The sequence below is a fragment of the Arenibacter hampyeongensis genome (assembly GCF_002909255.1).
In the GTDB taxonomy this organism is placed as follows: domain Bacteria; phylum Bacteroidota; class Bacteroidia; order Flavobacteriales; family Flavobacteriaceae; genus Arenibacter; species Arenibacter hampyeongensis.
In genome coordinates, this window is sequence record NZ_PIOB01000014.1 from 13,951 (window position 1) to 30,269 (window position 16,319).

A 16,319-nucleotide genomic window follows, 5' to 3' on the forward strand; every position below is an offset into this window, starting at 1 on the left:
TTTATTTGTTCATCTGAAGCAATTCCTCGATGTAGTCCCTTTTATTGGATAATCTTGGAATTTTATGTTGCCCTCCCAACTTGTCTTTGGATTTTAGCCAATCATAGAATAGATTTTGTCTGGCAATATGGACCTTGGGAAGCTTTAAGGTAATATTGTTATAACGCTTGGCCTCGTAGTCAGAGTTCAATGATTTTAGTGCATTGTCAAGAAATTCGGTAAAATAAGCCAATTCTTCCGGGGGCTTCCTGAATTCTATAATCCACTCGTGTGCCCCTTTTTCCTTACCTTCCATAAAAATAGGTGCCACTGTATAATCCTTTATTTCGGACCCTGTTTTTTTACATATAGTTTTCAATGCCTCCTCCGCATTTTCGATAATCAATTCTTCCCCGAATACATTAATATGATGTTTGGTTCTGCCAGTAACCTTGATCCTGTAGGGGTCTATAGAGGTAAATCTTACGGTATCACCAATTTTATAACGCCATAACCCTGCATTGGTCGTAATTATTACTGCATAGTTCTGATCTATCTTCACCTTCCACAACGGTAGAGTAATCTGCTCACTTGTACCATATGTGTCCATTGGAATAAACTCATAGAAAATTCCATAATCCAACATCAGTAAAAGATCGTCCGCATGATTTCTATCCTGAATGGCAAAAAAACCTTCGGAGGCATTGTAGATCTCATAGTAGTTGAAATTCTTTCTGGGCAATAATTTGGAATATTGATCTTTATAAGGATTAAAACTAACGCCACCATGAAAGTAAACTTCCAAATTCTCCCATACCTTAAAAAGGTGATCCTTTCCAGTTTCCTCCAATACATTATTCAAAAGCACCAGCATCCAAGAGGGCACCCCAGCCAGACTTGTTACATTTTCTTGAACACTTTCCTTAATGATTGCCTGAAGTTTAGTCTCCCATTCACTCATTAGCGACACCTTGTTACTAGGTGTACTACTCAATTCTGCCCAAAATGGCATATTATCAATTAGTATGGCCGAAAGATCTCCAAATATGGTACCGTTATCCTGATACAACTCCTTACTCCCACCCAATCTTAAACTTTTACCAGTAAACAATTGCGAGTTTTCATTGTTATTTAAATACAGACAAAGCAAGTCCTTACTGGATTTATAATGGCAATCCTCCAAAGCTTCGGAACTGACCGGAATAAATTTACTTTTGGCATTGGTAGTACCACTACTCTTGGCGAACCATTTTATGGTTGTTGGCCAATAAATATTTTGCTCACCCCTTCTTGACCGCTCTATCATAGGCTCTACCTCCTCATAGGATACAACAGGCACCCGCTCTATAAAGGTTTCATAGTTGGTTATAGATTCAAAATCGTACTTTTTTCCAATTTCGGTATCCTCCGCAAAAGATAACAACTGGTGCAATACCTCATCCTGCACCTCCTCGGGGTACTTTAAAAAAAGCTCAATCTGATGATAACGCTTTTTTAACAGCCAAGAAGCGATGGAATTGAATAATGTTATTGGCATTTTTGGGTATCTTTATCCCTATTTAAAGCAGGGTTTTAGGTTAAGAGTATGTCTAAGAATTAATCATTATAATTTTTAAACAAACTCCAAGTTAAACTAGCTAAAAATAGCTTTAATTGAATTCATATTCAAATAGATTTTAGGTAAAACAGAAAAATATGCAGTATAAGGGTGTTTTAAGAAAAATGCAAACAGAATTGGCAGATCCCATACAATATTACTTAATTTTTGAAGGGGACTTTTTAAACCTTAATCAGGTATTGAACAAGGCAATGGAAATTACTTTTATTAAATACCAATGTTTAAATTGTGGAGAGGATCGTCCCATTTTTAGGCAGGGCTTCTGCAGAACCTGCTTTTATGAAACGCCTACTGCCGGGGATTGGATCATGAGACCAGAATTGAGTACCGCACATTTGGACAAGGAAGATCGGGATTTGGAATACGAAAAAAAAGTACAGTTACAACCGCACATCGTTTATCTTGCCAATTCCAGCAATATTAAGGTAGGTGTAACACGGAAATCCCAGGTCCCTACCCGATGGATAGACCAAGGCGCCCACGAAGCTATAGAAATTGTCGAGGTACCCAATCGCTATTTGGCCGGAGTTACCGAGGTGGCCTTAAAAGAACACATTGGCGACAAGACAAATTGGAGAAAAATGTTGACCAATGAGGTTGACGATGAGGATTTGGTAGAATATAGAAATAAATTAAAAAAATATATTCCGGATGAGGCCGCCCCCTATTTTATAGAAAGCAATACAGAAACCCATTTGGAATTTCCAGTGCTTCAATATCCTAAAAAGGTAAAAAGTCTTAACTTGGATAAAACGCCAACATATTCCGGAGTATTAAAAGGCATTAAAGGTCAGTACCTGATCTTTGAGGACGATACAGTCTTTAACATTAGGGGAAGTGAAGGATATGTTGTAGGGCTGGAAGTTAAGTAGACAATTTCATAAAAGGACGGAAAGCACAAAGCTATTAATCTTTAAATTGCAGTTGGCAATGAGTTAACTCCTTTTTGATCTTAAAAAATAAGAAGCCCTGTGATTTAAATCGAAAAAAAACGACTCTAATTACACTCGACTGACTTAAGCTTAAATAAATTGTTACCAATAAAAATATTGTGCCAGATAAAAGCCCCCCAGACATTTCAACTCCCAACAAAGACCAAAGACCAATTGCTATTTTTTGGTTTAGACGTGATTTAAGAATTGAGGATAATACTGCACTTGCAAAAGCGCTGGAAAACAACATTCCCGTTCTACCTATTTTTATCTTTGATAGCCATATTTTAAACGAATTGTCAAAAAATGATGCCCGGGTTGGTTTTATTCACCAATCCATTCTAAAAATAAAGGATTCCATAAAGGCTCATGGTTCGGACATATTATGTCTATCTGGAGACCCAAAAGCAGTATGGCAGGAGTTAATTTCCAAGTTTAATGTTACCAAGGTTTATACGAATAAGGATTACGAACCTTATGCAATAGCCAGGGACAAGGAAATAGCGGAATTATTAAGTAAAAAAGGCATCCCTTTTTATGGTTTTAAGGATCAGGTTTTATTCGAAGAAAATGAAATTTTGAAAAGCAATCAAGAACCATATACCGTTTTTACGCCCTACAAAAACAAATGGCTTACTAAATTCCAGGAGGACGATCACACACAACTCATGAATCCAAAGTTGAATAATCTTCACAAGGCTAATTACCCTACAATGTCTTTGGAAGATATTGGGTTTAAAAAGTCGGAAATAAAAGTGCAGGACTTTAATTTGTCCCAGTTGCATCTCTATGGGGACAAAAGGGATTTTCCCAATAAAGATATCACCAGTTATCTTAGCCCTCATTTGAGATTTGGGACCATAAGCATTAGACAGGTAATTTCTAGAATTGATAGTAGCAATGCCGTATTTTTAAGTGAATTGATTTGGCGCGAATTCTTTATGCAAATTCTATTTCATTTCCCCAAGGTAGTCACAGAAAATTTTAGGTCCAAGTACGATAATATAAAGTGGAGAAACAATAAGGAAGAATTCATGCTATGGTGCCAAGGAAAAACTGGTTACCCTATGGTTGATGCCGGAATGAGACAACTTAATACAACTGGTTTTATGCATAACCGGGTAAGGATGATTACGGCGGGCTTTCTTTGCAAACATCTTTTGGTCGACTGGCGGAGGGGAGAGAGTTATTTTGCCGAAAAATTGTTGGACTATGAATTATCCTCCAACAATGGAAACTGGCAATGGGCAGCGGGGACTGGCTGTGATGCAGCTCCTTATTTTAGAATTTTCAACCCCTTATCCCAACAAGAAAAGTTTGACAAGGATTACAAATATGTAAGGAAGTGGATTCCTGAATTTGACTCCTTTGAATACCCCGACCCCATAGTAGAGCATAAATTTGCGAGGGAAAGAGCTTTGACCGCCTATAAAAGAGGCATTGAGGATTAAAAGTGAATACTTTATTGGTTTGTAAATCCTATAAAAAAATAGCAATAAAGCCTCTAAGAATTATTGACCCCAATATGGAGTTGAAGGGTCTTAATTAGGCTTATTCGGATAGAAATCATAAAATAATTATTTTATCAACCTAATATGGATAATCCTTCTTCCGTTTCACCTGAAGTATTTATTGGGGACCAATAACATGCCAAAACATTCCCCATCTTCCTTTCCCATGTTTTTATGATGAATTTTATGCGCTTTCCTCAAAGCCAGTAAGTATTTGTTTGTGACGTTCTTAAACCATTTAAACCTTTGGTGAATCAGCACGTCATGGACTAAAAAATAGGCTATGCCGTAAAGGAGGATTCCTAATCCTATAAAGAACAAATAGTTAAGCAATGGGGCAACTCCGAAATAAAAAAGTGTAATACTTGGAATGGCAAAAATCACAAAAAATGTATCGTTCTTTTCAATTATATGTGGGTATTTAGGCTCGTGGTGATCTGAGTGTAAAACCCATAAAAAACCATGCATTACAAATTTGTGGGTACACCAGCTAACTGCTTCCATAAAAAGAAAAGTCACCAATGTAATAAACAAGTATATTATCGCTGCCATTTACTTCTATTAATCTATTTTAAGTTTATAATAAGGGTCTTATCGTTCTGGGTTTTGAAGTAGTCCCATTAATTGGATATTTCAAAATAATGACTAAATAGCATTGAGTTTATATCTTAGGTAGCCCTTTGCCAATATTACCATTTTCATAGGATTGGAAATATGGATTCTATCCGTCAGTATTTTTTCGGATTTGGTGTGTTTAAGCTTTTTCAAAAGATTAGTATAGTATTTATAGGCAATATAAACCCCAAGTCTACTTTCTATCGGCAATTGAACCAATCCTTGATACGCCTTTTCAAAGTCTTCCTCAATATCCGCAATGATTTCCTTTTTCACTTCATCGGTCAATTCCTTTTGATGTACATTGGGAAAATAGGACCTGCCCAGACTTTCAAGATCTTCCTTAATATCCCTCAAGAAATTAACCTTTTGAAATGCAGACCCCAGATATTTGGCTGAGGATTGAAGGGAATTGAACTTCTCGTTGTCGTTATCCACAAATACCCTTAAGCACATTAGACCAACCACATCGGCCGAACCATATATATAATTTTCATATGCTTCTCTTGTAGTGTATTCACACACGTCCAAGTCATATTTCATCCTTTCCAAAAAAACATCGGCATACTCATGAAGTTCAAATTTATGAACAACTGCCTGAAAAGAATTGATAATTGGATTTAGGCTAATTTTTCGTTTCAAGGACAATTGATATTCCTGGATAAATTCCGTCAGCAGTTCCTCTTGATCGTAGTCGTGAAATGAATCCACAATCTCATCGGCATATCTAACAAAACCATAAATGGCGTAGATTGCCGGTCTTATTTTGGGCGCGAATAATCTTATGCCCAAAGAAAATGAAGTACTATAGGTGTGGGTAACCAATTTACTACATTTTATACTAGATGAATCGAAGAGCGCTTTCAAAATATAAGATTTTTAGTTTTTAAATTATACCAACGGTGTAAATAATAAAGTGAAACCGACGACCATTGAATGGCCGTCAGTTTCGGAAACCAAACTAAAGCGTACTAACCCTAATCTTAATGCAATAGGGCATCCAATGCTTCCTGTGGCAATAACACTTTATCAATTACATGTACCACTCCATTGGCAGCAACGATATCTGCAGGTGCCACGGCTGCGTCCACATCGGTTTTATCCTGAATGAAAACTCCACCAGTTAGATTTACCGTTACGGATTCTCCCTGTGCGGTCTCTATCATTTGATCATTGGACAGATCTGTGGAATAGGCGGCCGTTCCTGCAACTACGTGATATTTTAAGATCTGTGCCAACAAGGCTTTTTCCTCGGGAGTATCAAAATCGGCCAAACTGTTGTAATCATCACCCAATGCATCCAATAGGGCCGCAAAGGCGGTATCGGTAGGTGCGAACACTGTAAATGGACCATCGGTCTGCAATAGGTCTACCAAACCGGCATCGGCCTGTACCAAAGCTCCTACCAAAAGTGATAGAAATTCGGTATCCATTGCCAATTCTACAATATTTGGAGTTGGAGGCATTAGCGCATCCAATGCTTCCTGTGGCAACAACACTTTATCAATCACATGTACCACCCCGTTGCTGGCAGCGATATCGGCAGGTGCCACGGCTGCGTCCACATCGGTTTTATCCTGAATGAAAACTCCACCAGTTAGATTTACCGTTACGGATTCTCCCTGTGCGGTCTCTATCATTTGATCATTGGACAGATCTGTGGAATAGGCGGCCGTTCCTGCAACTACGTGATATTTTAAGATCTGTGCCAACAAGGCTTTTTCCTCGGGAGTATCAAAATCGGCCAAACTGTTGTAATCATCACCCAATGCATCCAATAGGGCCGCAAAGGCGGTATCGGTAGGTGCGAACACTGTAAATGGACCATCGGTCTGCAATAGGTCTACCAAACCGGCATCGGCCTGTACCAAAGCTCCTACCAAAAGTGATAAAAATTCGGTATCCATTGCCAATTCTACAATATTAGGTAATGGCTCTGGCGTTAAGGCGTCCAGTACTTCTTGAGGAACCAATACTTTATCTATAACATGTACAATACCATTGGAAGCCAATATATCCGCAGGTCCCACTTTTGCATCAGTATCCGTCGGATCCTGAACATAAACATCCCCATCTATTCTAATCGTGATTTTTTCTCCTTGCAAGGTGGTGAACTCAGTACCATTGGAAAGCATGCTGGAATTGGCAGCTGCCCCAACAATTACGTGGTATTTCAGAATCGAAGCAAGAATCCCACGTTTTTCTGGAGTATCAAAGTCTTCCAAACTATCAAATCCATCCAAACTGGCCAATAAAGCCGTAAAGGCACCGTTGGTGGGTGCAAATACCGTAAATGTTCCTTCACCGTTCAATGCTCCTATTAAATTTGAATCGGCGTTTTCATCCGCTTTGGCCAAAGCAGCGACCAAGCTACTTAAAATGTCAGTGTCCTGAGCTGTTTCCACAATAGTAGATAATGCGGGTTCTTCAATTATGTTATTGTCATCATCATTACTACATGATACAACAAGTAACAGAGAGCTGAATAATGCTAAAAAATAAATACTAATCTTTTTCATGTCTAATATTTTTACAGTTAAACTTAGACAAATATAGTTATTTTATTTTATTGTCCAACTTTTTTATTAAAAACTTAGACAAAAATGCAAATCACCCCTTCATCAATAAAATTTTTGTTTAACTTTACACTATAATTTATTAGACAACATTATGAGTAGGTATTCCATGGCGCAAATCGTTTCTTTAACTGGAATTAATTCACATACCTTGAGAAAATGGGAAAGTAGATATGATTTTTTAGTTCCGGAAAGAACGGAAACCAATATTCGATTTTATACGGACAGTCAATTAAAGAAACTGTTAAACATAAGTATCTTAAGAAGTCAAGGAATTCGATTATCGGCTATAGGCAAAATGTCCGACGAAGAAATTCACAAGATGGTTTCAGAATCATTGATCGACTCAGACCAAGAAGGTGAAGTAAAGGCCTTGGTTTTAAGCATGATTAATTTGGATGAAAAGGAATTTGACAATATAATTAAATCCCAAATTATCAAAAATGGCATATTGTCAACATTCACCGAGGTGATTTATCCATTTCTGCATAAAGTTGGAGTCCTATGGGGTATAAATAAGATTATGCCGGCACAGGAACATTTTGTTTCCAACTTAATCCGTCAAAAAATATGTTCAGCAATAGATTTATTACCGATGGCTCCGGACAATGCACCAAGGATAATATTGTTTTTGGCTGAAGGTGAAAATCATGAAATAGGATTATTACTAGCTTCCTTTATTGCCAAAAAACTAGGGTGGAGGGTTTTTTACCTCGGACAAAATGTGCCCTATGACAACCTAAAGACCATGGCAGAGTTGGTTAAGCCAAATTATCTACTGACTTTTTTTATCAGTATTACTCCTTCCATGGTCGAGGAAAATGTCCTTAGAATTTCATCCGAGACCAAAATACCCCTTTTATACTCTGGAAGTCCAATTAATTTTAAACCCGAAATCAATGATAATATGGTATCCTACCTAAAAACTCCCCAAGATTTAATAAAAGTTTTGGAGGCTGCCTTGTTATCAACATAGGTTTAGAAGGGCTCCACCGATGAACCTTAATAGTGTAACAACTATTAAAATATTATAGCATTACAATAGAGTTTTAAACCATCCTGAAATAATTTACTGTACGCTATCTTTTGGCTTTTCCGCTTCTTTCTTTTTATTCAAAAGCCCGCCCAATATTTTTTTAGCCACTTCCTTCTGGGCCTCCTTTTTGGCTACGACCGTAGTATCAGTTTTCCCAGTGGAATCTACCTTTTTGGCTGTGCCCCCCAATAGGCCTCCGATAACATCTTTGGCACTCTCCTGATTTTTCTTTTTAGTGGAATCAGTTGCCTGTTGATTTTTGGAGATAAGATCCCCAATAAAATCCTTGGCCTTGTCCTTTCCCTTATTGATCAATTTCTGTTTTTCGACCTCAACAAGTTGGGCCGTCAAATTTTTTATACCCGAAGTAAGGTCGGTTGTCACCGTAGGACTGGTATACCCTCCTCCTATATTGGCCGTTATTGGAATGGTTAAATTCTCCAGCGACTTTTCGTCAATTCTCGCAATTAAACTGTTAATGTCCTTTCCTAAATATTTGGCAGGAACTTCAATGGTAGCCGCGTAGTTTAATTTTTGATCGAATGTATGGCTACCGGCCACATTTATGGCAAAATCTTGATATTTTATCGTAAATGGCTTAACCTTTACCACACCATCTTCGAAAGTCAAGGCGGTTTTTAAATCTTTTAAATTTAATTTTTCAAGATTCAAAAAACTTAGCTTACTATCCAACTCACTAAGTAAAGGTGCACTTTTTGCATCAATTTGGTTGGTAAGCAACTCGGCTAAAATATTTCCAGAAATGGTACTTAAATTGGGAGTAAAATCATCCTTTAAACTTCCCGTTATCTGCACATCCGAATTTAAGGTTCCTTGGAGAATCTTTGCTATGGGTGCCAATGTTCTAAACATTTCCAAAGCCTTGAAAGTTTCTGCAATCTTAAAACTTTCCATCCCCAATTTCATGGCAAAGGTGGGCGTATCATTCTTGGTGGACACTTCCCCGTTCAAGGCTAATTTACCATCAAACAAGGACGAAGTCATATTGGTCAAAATTGCCTTCTCATCCTTTATTCGAAGAGTTCCCTTAACCTCTTTCAAGGTGAGATTATCATAAATTACGGTGTTGGCACTGGCATTTATGGTACAATCCAAAAAGGAAGGTATCTTTATTTTTTCCTCTGTGGAGGTAGTTGGAGATTCTTTCTCCCCACCATTGTTCCCCGTAGTTGTTTCAGCCACCATAAAATCATTAATGGCAAAAGTGTTGGACTTTAAATTGAAATTGCCTTCTACATTTTCATTGTTGAACATAAATCCCAAAAGGTTGTTGATGGTACCCGTAGCATCAAAATCGGTCTTCCCAGTTGCCCCTTCCAATTGGTTTAGGATTACCGTTGTTGGGTTAAACGTAACCGAAGTGCTTTTCAAAATAATAGGATTTGGAAATTCATCAGACTTATATTCAAAGTCCATTAAATTTAGGGTACCGTTGGTCTTCGTATTCTCATACTTCTTTTTTTCTATGGATGCCATATCGAATGCAGTTGAAATATCGGCATTCAAAATTCCCTTTAAATTTAAATCGGCCGGTACCGGATAGGCTTTGGAGATATTTGCCAAATTCATTTTGCCGTCTATCTTGGCATTAACCTTGGTATTACCCATAAGGTCACTAATTTTGGCAACCATATTAAATTTGTCCTCGTCTATCATAAATGACAACTTACGGATATCCACATAGGTATCTTCCACAATTCCAGTCTTATTGGAAATTTCGGTATCTATAAATACGTTTCGGACCGCTTTTGGCAAATCGGGATATTTAAAGGAGGCATTGTCAGAATTTATATCGATTTTGAACTGAGGAATATGGTCATCGTCTACAATGCCAGTAAACTCACCTGCAACCGTAAAGTTACCAGTAGTGGACACCTGTTCTATATTTTTGGAATATTCCGCCGGGATAACCGCTAGAAAGTTTTTAAAGTCCGAGGATGGCGTTTTAAAACTAATGTTCACCTCTTGATTATCTTCATTCAATTTCACAAAACCTTCAAATACCAACGCCAATTGATTTACCATGGCCTCATTCTTTAAAAAGGAATATTTACTCTCCTTTAGATCCACCCCAATAAGAGCCTTCAATTGAACCGGATTCTTATTTAAGTATTGTGTACTGTCCATTTCAAAGGAAACCAAACCGCTGGTTTCTGTATCCAATTCAGAATTTTCCAAAGAAAGATCACCATTTCCCCTGTGGTTCATTTCTGAAATTGAAAAGGATATTCCACTGGAAAGGTCATTATATTTAATAGCGGCATTGTTAATTTCATAGGACTCCATGGACAAGGTAAAACCGCCTTCCGTGGAGGATGCATTCACTGTGGATGAACCGTCATTAATGGCAATATCATAGTTGGCCCTTTCTTCCTTGTCCACTTTAACATTCAATAGCGGACCATCTAAGATTAAACTTTTAATTGCAATTGGCTCATTTGCATCCTTAAAAAGTTCCTTTATGGACATGTCCAAGGTTACCTTATTGGAAGCAAAAAGGGTGTCCCCCTCAAAAGGGGCCTTATTAATTAAGGTTATATCACTTAAGGTAACGGTAGCATTTGGAAAACTACTGAATAGACTTAAGTCCGCATCGGAAAAATTGAACGTGGCATTAATACTATTATTCACCTTATTCTTAATTATATCCGCAATTTTACCCTTTAAGAAAAATGGGGTTGCAATTAGCAATAAGACTATTACCAAAAATACGCCCCCAATAACCTTTAAAATTTTCTTTTTCATATGTTGTTATTTATTATTTTCCCATATACCCGACCTATGTCGGAAATACAGCTGAACTTAGACCTTAGACTTATTAATTATCTCAACCCTCATAATTGGGGACATTGGATATTTATATTTTGTTGCTGCAATTATTTAAAAAGGAAGCAAGAACTTAAAAAATCCCGTACTCATCCCAAATCAATATTTCGTTTTAGTTAACTTAATAGCCAATAATACTTAAAACACGCATATTATATTAAACAGATACATTAAAATATTGACGCAATTCTACGATAAATCGCGAAGCAAAATTTAAATATGCATCCAGTTTAAATAATATTTAACACAGAAACGAATAACCCTTTAACTAGCCCCCCTTCCTTTATAACCCTATAATTTAATTAGAATGTTGGGCTATTCGTAAAGAACAGCGAAAAGCAAGTTTTATTATGCCTCAAGATCAATTTCCTGGTTTACTTTCAAATTAAACCGCTTTCTAAAGAGATATACGAAAAAATACAGAAAAGGGGTGTCGAAGAAGGCTACAATTACTTTAAAAATAAAACCACTGACAACCAGTCCGTAAAACATAGTCCAGGGCAGCACTTCAAATATACACAGAAGACCCACAACCGTAAACGTATCTATGAATTGGGAAAGAAAAGTGGAAAAATTATTACGAAGCCAAAGATGTTTCCCGTTGGTCAGTCTTTTCCAAAAATGATAAATGCCAATATCTATATACTGGGCAAAAAGATAAGCCAACATTGATGCAAAAACAGCAATGGGAGATAGTGCAAACACATGGCTAAACACCTCATCGTTAACTGGTGAATTTGGCAATGCAGGGACCCAATTGGCCAACAACACAATCCCCATAGAAAAAAAGGAAGCAAAAATTCCTGCAGTTACAATCCGGTTCGCCTTTTTCCTGCCATAAATCTCGGAAATAAGGTCCGTAATCAAAAAAGTCAGGGGATAGGGCAAAATACCAACAGAAATTTCAAATAACGAAGCTCCTAAAACGGTAACATCCCCAAAAGGCCTCCAATAAAAAAACTTTTGAAAAATTAGATTGGAAACTACCAAGGAGGTAATGAACAAAGCTCCCAAATAGAGATAAATCTTAAATGCCAGCTTCTTATCCTCCTCCTTTAAGACCGAATTCCCCATAGAAAAATTAAAAATTTTAACATATTATAATTTAATCCCAATTAAAGCGTTCCTACAATTTGATCCTTGAAAAAACTCAAATTTACGAGAACAGTGGTCGATTAACAATAAAAAAGAAATAAACTAAATTTTTAAGCATGAACAAAAGTATTTTAGTAGCATTCCTAATTCTATGTACCGCAATGGTGAAGGGCCAATCCTATATTGGACTGGGCACTGACAATTACAATGGAGTACATGGCATAATCTCCAATCCGGCCAATATAGTGGATTCAAGATTTAAAACGGACATAAACCTTATAGGGGTTAGTGGATTAATAGGAAACGACTATTACAGTGCAAAATTTGGAGATATTTTTAAGGACAGTTTTGATTTTGATGATGATGGAACAAAATCGCCCAAAAATGCAAATAACGCTTATGGTAATGCCGATATTTTGGGACCATCTTTCATGTTCAATATCAATTCCAGGAATTCATTGGCTGTCTTTACCAGAGGCAGGGTATTTTTCAATGTCAACGAAATTAATGGAGATACCTATGACAATATTTCCAATGAGTTTGACGAAAATGAAGATTTCAATGTGAATGAAGGCGATTATCAGATGAGCGCCAATGCCTGGGCAGAAACAGGAATCACGTATGCCACAGTGCTAATGAACGAGGAACAACATTTTCTTAAGGGAGGTATTTCTTTAAAATACTTAATGGGATATGGCAACGCTTATTCCAGTGGAAAGAATATCGTTATAGATTATGATGCGGACGGTTCCGGAATTACAGGAAGTATTGATTCCCAAGGTGAAATATCCTATGGTAACAGTGACAACATAACCAACGATTTTGAAGACTACGAATTTGTTAAGAGTGCCGACGGCTTTGGGGTAGACCTAGGTTTTGTTTACGAATGGCGCCCTAATTTTGCGGATTATACGGTTACGGACAAAGATGGCAATCCTTACGCTCCAAAAGACATCAATAAATACAAATTGAAATTTGGACTATCCCTAACGGACCTAGGTAGCCTTAAATATAAAGGCACAGAAAATGCCTATGACATTACCAATTCTATAAGTGAAGACGATTTTGACAACGAAGAAGGATTTGAGGATAAATTAAACAACCTTTACACACAGATCAGGTCTGGAAACGCATCAAAAGCAGTTTTACCTACAGCCTTGCATTTAAATGCTGATTGGAATATTAACAATCACTTTTATATGAATCTAAATACCGATTTATCAATAACTTCAAAAAACAATACCAATACCAATAGTATTGCCAACATTGTTTCCCTTACCCCTAGGTTCGAAAGCAAATGGTTTAGTTTTTATTCTCCGGTTAGCTATGTGCAAAACTTAGGTGTGCAATGGGGAGCTGGCTTAAGGGCAGGGCCATTGTATGTTGGTTCTGGTTCCATTTTAACAGTTTTGACCAGTGACAAATCCAAAGGTGCGGATGTTTATGCCGGGTTAAAGATCCCTATTTACCAATCCAGACCAAAAGACAAAGACGAGGATGGCGTATTGGATAAGGTAGATGGTTGTCCAGAGGTTCCAGGACCAGTGGAAAACAATGGTTGCCCTTGGACGGATACAGATGGTGACCAAGTCTTGGACAAGGATGACAAATGTCCAGAGGAAGCAGGCATTTTAGAAAACAACGGATGTCCTTGGGAGGATACTGATAGTGACGGTGTATTGGATAAGGACGATAACTGCCCAGAAGAAGCCGGAGTAGCTGAAAATAATGGATGCCCTTGGCCCGATACGGATGATGACGGTGTACTGGACAAAGATGACAATTGTCCAGAGGTTGCTGGAACAGTAGCCAACAACGGATGTCCCGAAGTTACTGAGGAGGTTCAAAAAACCTTAAACGAGTATGCCAAGACCATTTTGTTCAATTCCGGAAAGGCCACAATCAAAATAGAGTCTACAAATGTCTTGGTAGATATCATTAAGATTCTTAATGAATATCCCAATGCCAAATTTACGGTTGAAGGCCATACAGATAGTATAGGAAGTGTGCCGTCCAATCAGAAACTTTCAGAGGAAAGGGCACTTTCCGTTAAAAACTTCTTAGTTGAAAAAGGAATTGACAGCTCTAGGTTAACATCGATTGGATACGGTGAAAGCAAACCAATTGCAACCAATATGTACAAAGCAGGACGCGCAGAAAACAGGCGTGTGGAAATAAACTTGGTAAAAAACTAGTTTACAAATATTTACTGAATAACAAAGCCCCTTTAATCTAAGGGGCTTTTTGTATAATCATTTTTGGCTTAAGTAAATCCTATTTAATATTTAAGGTAAAAGGCATTCTGGCCTGAACCCCCTTATTTTCCATCGCTGATTTAATCTCCTGTAGAATTGTAAAGGCTTCCATACCAATTTCCTGCTGAATAAAAGTCTCTTGGCTTTTGGCACTGGCACCTCCGATATCTTCCATAAATTTTTCAAAATCCGATTTATACTTTGGAAGTTTTTTAATTCCGTAATGGTCTAGGCTTACCATTTTAGCTGCCTCTGCAATAGCCTCATCCAGGCCACCCAATTCATCTACCAGACCCAGACGCAAAGCATCTACCCCACTCCAAACACGACCTTGGGCCAAACTATCTGCCTGAGCCATGGAAATACCCCTGCCCTGAGCCACCCTATCCAAAAACGTTTCGTAAGTGGCTTCTATCCCTTCAAGAACATTATTTCTAAAATTATCGCTCATGGGTTCAAATAGGGAATATTCCACTGAGTTTTGGTTGGTTCCCACTTGTTCTGCATTTACACCCATATTCTTCGCCAATTCATTGATATTGGGTATGGTACCAAATACACCTATAGACCCTGTAATGGTAGTAGGTTCTGCAAAAATCTTGTCGGCTCCCGCAGCAATATAGTAACCTCCAGAAGCGGCGACATCCCCCATAGAAACCACTACTGGTTTGGACTGCTTGGTAATTTCAATTTCGCGCCAGATAATATCTGAAGCCAATGCACTTCCACCCGGAGAATTCACCCTTAGCACTATGGCTTTAACATCATCATCTTCCCTGGCCTTCTTTAGTGCATCATTAATAATACCTTGACCAATTACATCCGAACCCCCTTCACCGTACCATATTTCGCCTTGGGCATAAATCACTGCAATCTTACCCTTGCCACTGTTGATTTTAATTTTGCTAGCCGTATTGACATAATCTGATATGCCAACATAGTTAATATCCACATCATCCTCTATTGCCAATGTCTCTTTGATCTTTGATTCATATTCATCAAAAAATATAACATCATCAATCAATCCCGTTGACGCCGCATATTTTGGGGTCCTGGCCCCTAAGGTATCCGCTATATGATTTAAATTTTCAATAGAAATATTCCTACTATCGGAAATATTGGTAAGCATTGAATCCCACAAGGCATCCAATAACTCCCTGATCTGTGTCCTATTGGCTACGCTCATTTCGTTGGCCAAAAAAGGCTCAACGGCACTTTTGTATTTCCCATGGCGAATTACCTCCATTTTTATACCGGTCTTTTCCTGCAAATCCTTGAAAAATAATACTTCCGTGGACAGTCCTTTAAAATCCATGGCCCCCACTGGATTAAGGTATACCTTATTGGCTACACTCGCCAAATAATAATCCTTTTGGGTATAGAAATCCCCATATGCATATATGAATTTTCCACTACCTTCAAACTCAACTAAAGCATCTCGTATAGCCTTGGTTTGTGATAAGCCGGCCATAAGCACATTATTATTTAGACTTATCCCTTTAATCTTGTTATCATCCTTGGCCACACGTATGGCGTGCAATATATCGTCCAACCCTTGTTTTACACTAAAAAGACCGGCAAAAGGGTTGGATTCGTCCATCCCCACATAATCGTTGATAGGGGTTTGCAATTGTATTTCCAGAACAGAATTATTCCTGACCACCACAGCGTCTTCTCCACTGCCGACAAGAGCTGCCAAAATGAGAAACATTACAAACATGATTCCGAAGGCTATGAGACAACCTATAATTGCCGCTAATAAATTTCTTAAAAAGTTCATCCGATATAAGTATTGCTAATAACTTGCAAAGATAGCCAATGTGGAATTTATGCAATTATAAATATTGAATTATAT

General features: G+C 37.8%; 11 protein-coding genes. 4 read left to right on the plus strand and 7 right to left on the minus strand.

The window, feature by feature from the left end:
* Position 1: 1 nt before the first annotated feature.
* Positions 2-1,516 (minus strand): GH3 auxin-responsive promoter family protein, encoded by a 1,515-nt coding sequence (locus CWD91_RS21085; RefSeq protein ID WP_103442968.1) that lies wholly within the window; start codon positions 1,514-1,516, stop codon positions 2-4.
* A 158-nt stretch (positions 1,517-1,674) separates the two neighbouring features.
* Here CWD91_RS21085 and CWD91_RS21090 point away from each other — a divergent pair, with 158 nt between their 5' ends.
* Positions 1,675-2,469, plus strand: coding sequence for a DUF2797 domain-containing protein (locus CWD91_RS21090; RefSeq protein ID WP_103442969.1), 795 nt, complete (start codon positions 1,675-1,677; stop codon positions 2,467-2,469).
* Between the two features lie 179 nt (positions 2,470-2,648).
* Positions 2,649-3,980 carry a cryptochrome/photolyase family protein gene (locus CWD91_RS21095; RefSeq protein ID WP_239985897.1) on the plus strand — a complete coding sequence of 444 codons (1,332 nt, stop codon included), beginning with the start codon at positions 2,649-2,651 and terminating at the stop codon, positions 3,978-3,980.
* Between the two features lie 165 nt (positions 3,981-4,145).
* Here CWD91_RS21095 and CWD91_RS21100 read toward each other — a convergent pair whose 3' ends face one another.
* From CWD91_RS21100 to CWD91_RS21110, 3 genes are all read right to left on the minus strand, one after another.
* The gene (locus CWD91_RS21100) at positions 4,146-4,592 is read right to left on the minus strand and encodes a sterol desaturase family protein (RefSeq protein WP_103442970.1); all 447 of its coding nucleotides are present in this window, start codon (positions 4,590-4,592) and stop codon (positions 4,146-4,148) included.
* 93 nt (positions 4,593-4,685) lie between these two features.
* Complete coding sequence (locus tag CWD91_RS21105) at positions 4,686-5,522, minus strand: phytoene/squalene synthase family protein (protein ID WP_103442971.1); 837 nt, start codon at positions 5,520-5,522, stop codon at positions 4,686-4,688.
* A gap of 116 nt (positions 5,523-5,638) precedes the next feature.
* A complete protein-coding gene (locus tag CWD91_RS21110; RefSeq protein WP_103442972.1) occupies positions 5,639-7,174 on the minus strand; it encodes a fasciclin domain-containing protein in 1,536 nt (511 codons plus the stop codon).
* Positions 7,175-7,325: 151 nt separating this feature from the next.
* On the opposite strand from CWD91_RS21110, the gene CWD91_RS21115 reads away from it, so the two are divergent.
* Positions 7,326-8,207, plus strand: coding sequence for a MerR family transcriptional regulator (locus CWD91_RS21115; RefSeq protein ID WP_103442973.1), 882 nt, complete (start codon positions 7,326-7,328; stop codon positions 8,205-8,207).
* A 93-nt stretch (positions 8,208-8,300) separates the two neighbouring features.
* On the opposite strand, the gene CWD91_RS21120 is transcribed toward CWD91_RS21115, so the two are convergent.
* Positions 8,301-11,033 carry an AsmA family protein gene (locus CWD91_RS21120; protein WP_103442974.1) on the minus strand — a complete coding sequence of 911 codons (2,733 nt, stop codon included), beginning with the start codon at positions 11,031-11,033 and terminating at the stop codon, positions 8,301-8,303.
* 429 nt (positions 11,034-11,462) lie between these two features.
* Complete coding sequence (locus CWD91_RS21125) at positions 11,463-12,188, minus strand: queuosine precursor transporter (RefSeq protein ID WP_103442975.1); 726 nt, start codon at positions 12,186-12,188, stop codon at positions 11,463-11,465.
* 137 nt (positions 12,189-12,325) lie between these two features.
* Between CWD91_RS21125 and CWD91_RS21130 the strand changes: the two genes are divergently transcribed.
* Positions 12,326-14,404: a DUF5723 family protein gene (locus tag CWD91_RS21130; protein WP_103442976.1), complete on the plus strand. Its 2,079-nt coding sequence runs from the start codon at positions 12,326-12,328 to the stop codon at positions 14,402-14,404.
* 79 nt (positions 14,405-14,483) lie between these two features.
* On the opposite strand, the gene sppA is transcribed toward CWD91_RS21130, so the two are convergent.
* A complete protein-coding gene (gene sppA, locus CWD91_RS21135) occupies positions 14,484-16,244 on the minus strand; it encodes a signal peptide peptidase SppA (protein WP_103442977.1) in 1,761 nt (586 codons plus the stop codon).
* Between the last annotated feature and the right edge of the window lie 75 nt (positions 16,245-16,319).

Coding starts and splice junctions, on each gene's coding strand:
- CWD91_RS21115 (WP_103442973.1), top strand. CDS start 7,326: ATGAGTAGGTATTCCATGGCGCAAATCGTTTCTTTAACTGGAATTAAT.
- sppA (WP_103442977.1), bottom strand. CDS start 16,244: ATGAACTTTTTAAGAAATTTATTAGCGGCAATTATAGGTTGTCTCATA.
- CWD91_RS21090 (WP_103442969.1), top strand. CDS start 1,675: ATGCAGTATAAGGGTGTTTTAAGAAAAATGCAAACAGAATTGGCAGAT.
- CWD91_RS21125 (WP_103442975.1), bottom strand. CDS start 12,188: ATGGGGAATTCGGTCTTAAAGGAGGAGGATAAGAAGCTGGCATTTAAG.
- CWD91_RS21120 (WP_103442974.1), bottom strand. CDS start 11,033: ATGAAAAAGAAAATTTTAAAGGTTATTGGGGGCGTATTTTTGGTAATA.
- CWD91_RS21085 (WP_103442968.1), bottom strand. CDS start 1,516: ATGCCAATAACATTATTCAATTCCATCGCTTCTTGGCTGTTAAAAAAG.
- CWD91_RS21130 (WP_103442976.1), top strand. CDS start 12,326: ATGAACAAAAGTATTTTAGTAGCATTCCTAATTCTATGTACCGCAATG.
- CWD91_RS21100 (WP_103442970.1), bottom strand. CDS start 4,592: ATGGCAGCGATAATATACTTGTTTATTACATTGGTGACTTTTCTTTTT.
- CWD91_RS21110 (WP_103442972.1), bottom strand. CDS start 7,174: ATGAAAAAGATTAGTATTTATTTTTTAGCATTATTCAGCTCTCTGTTA.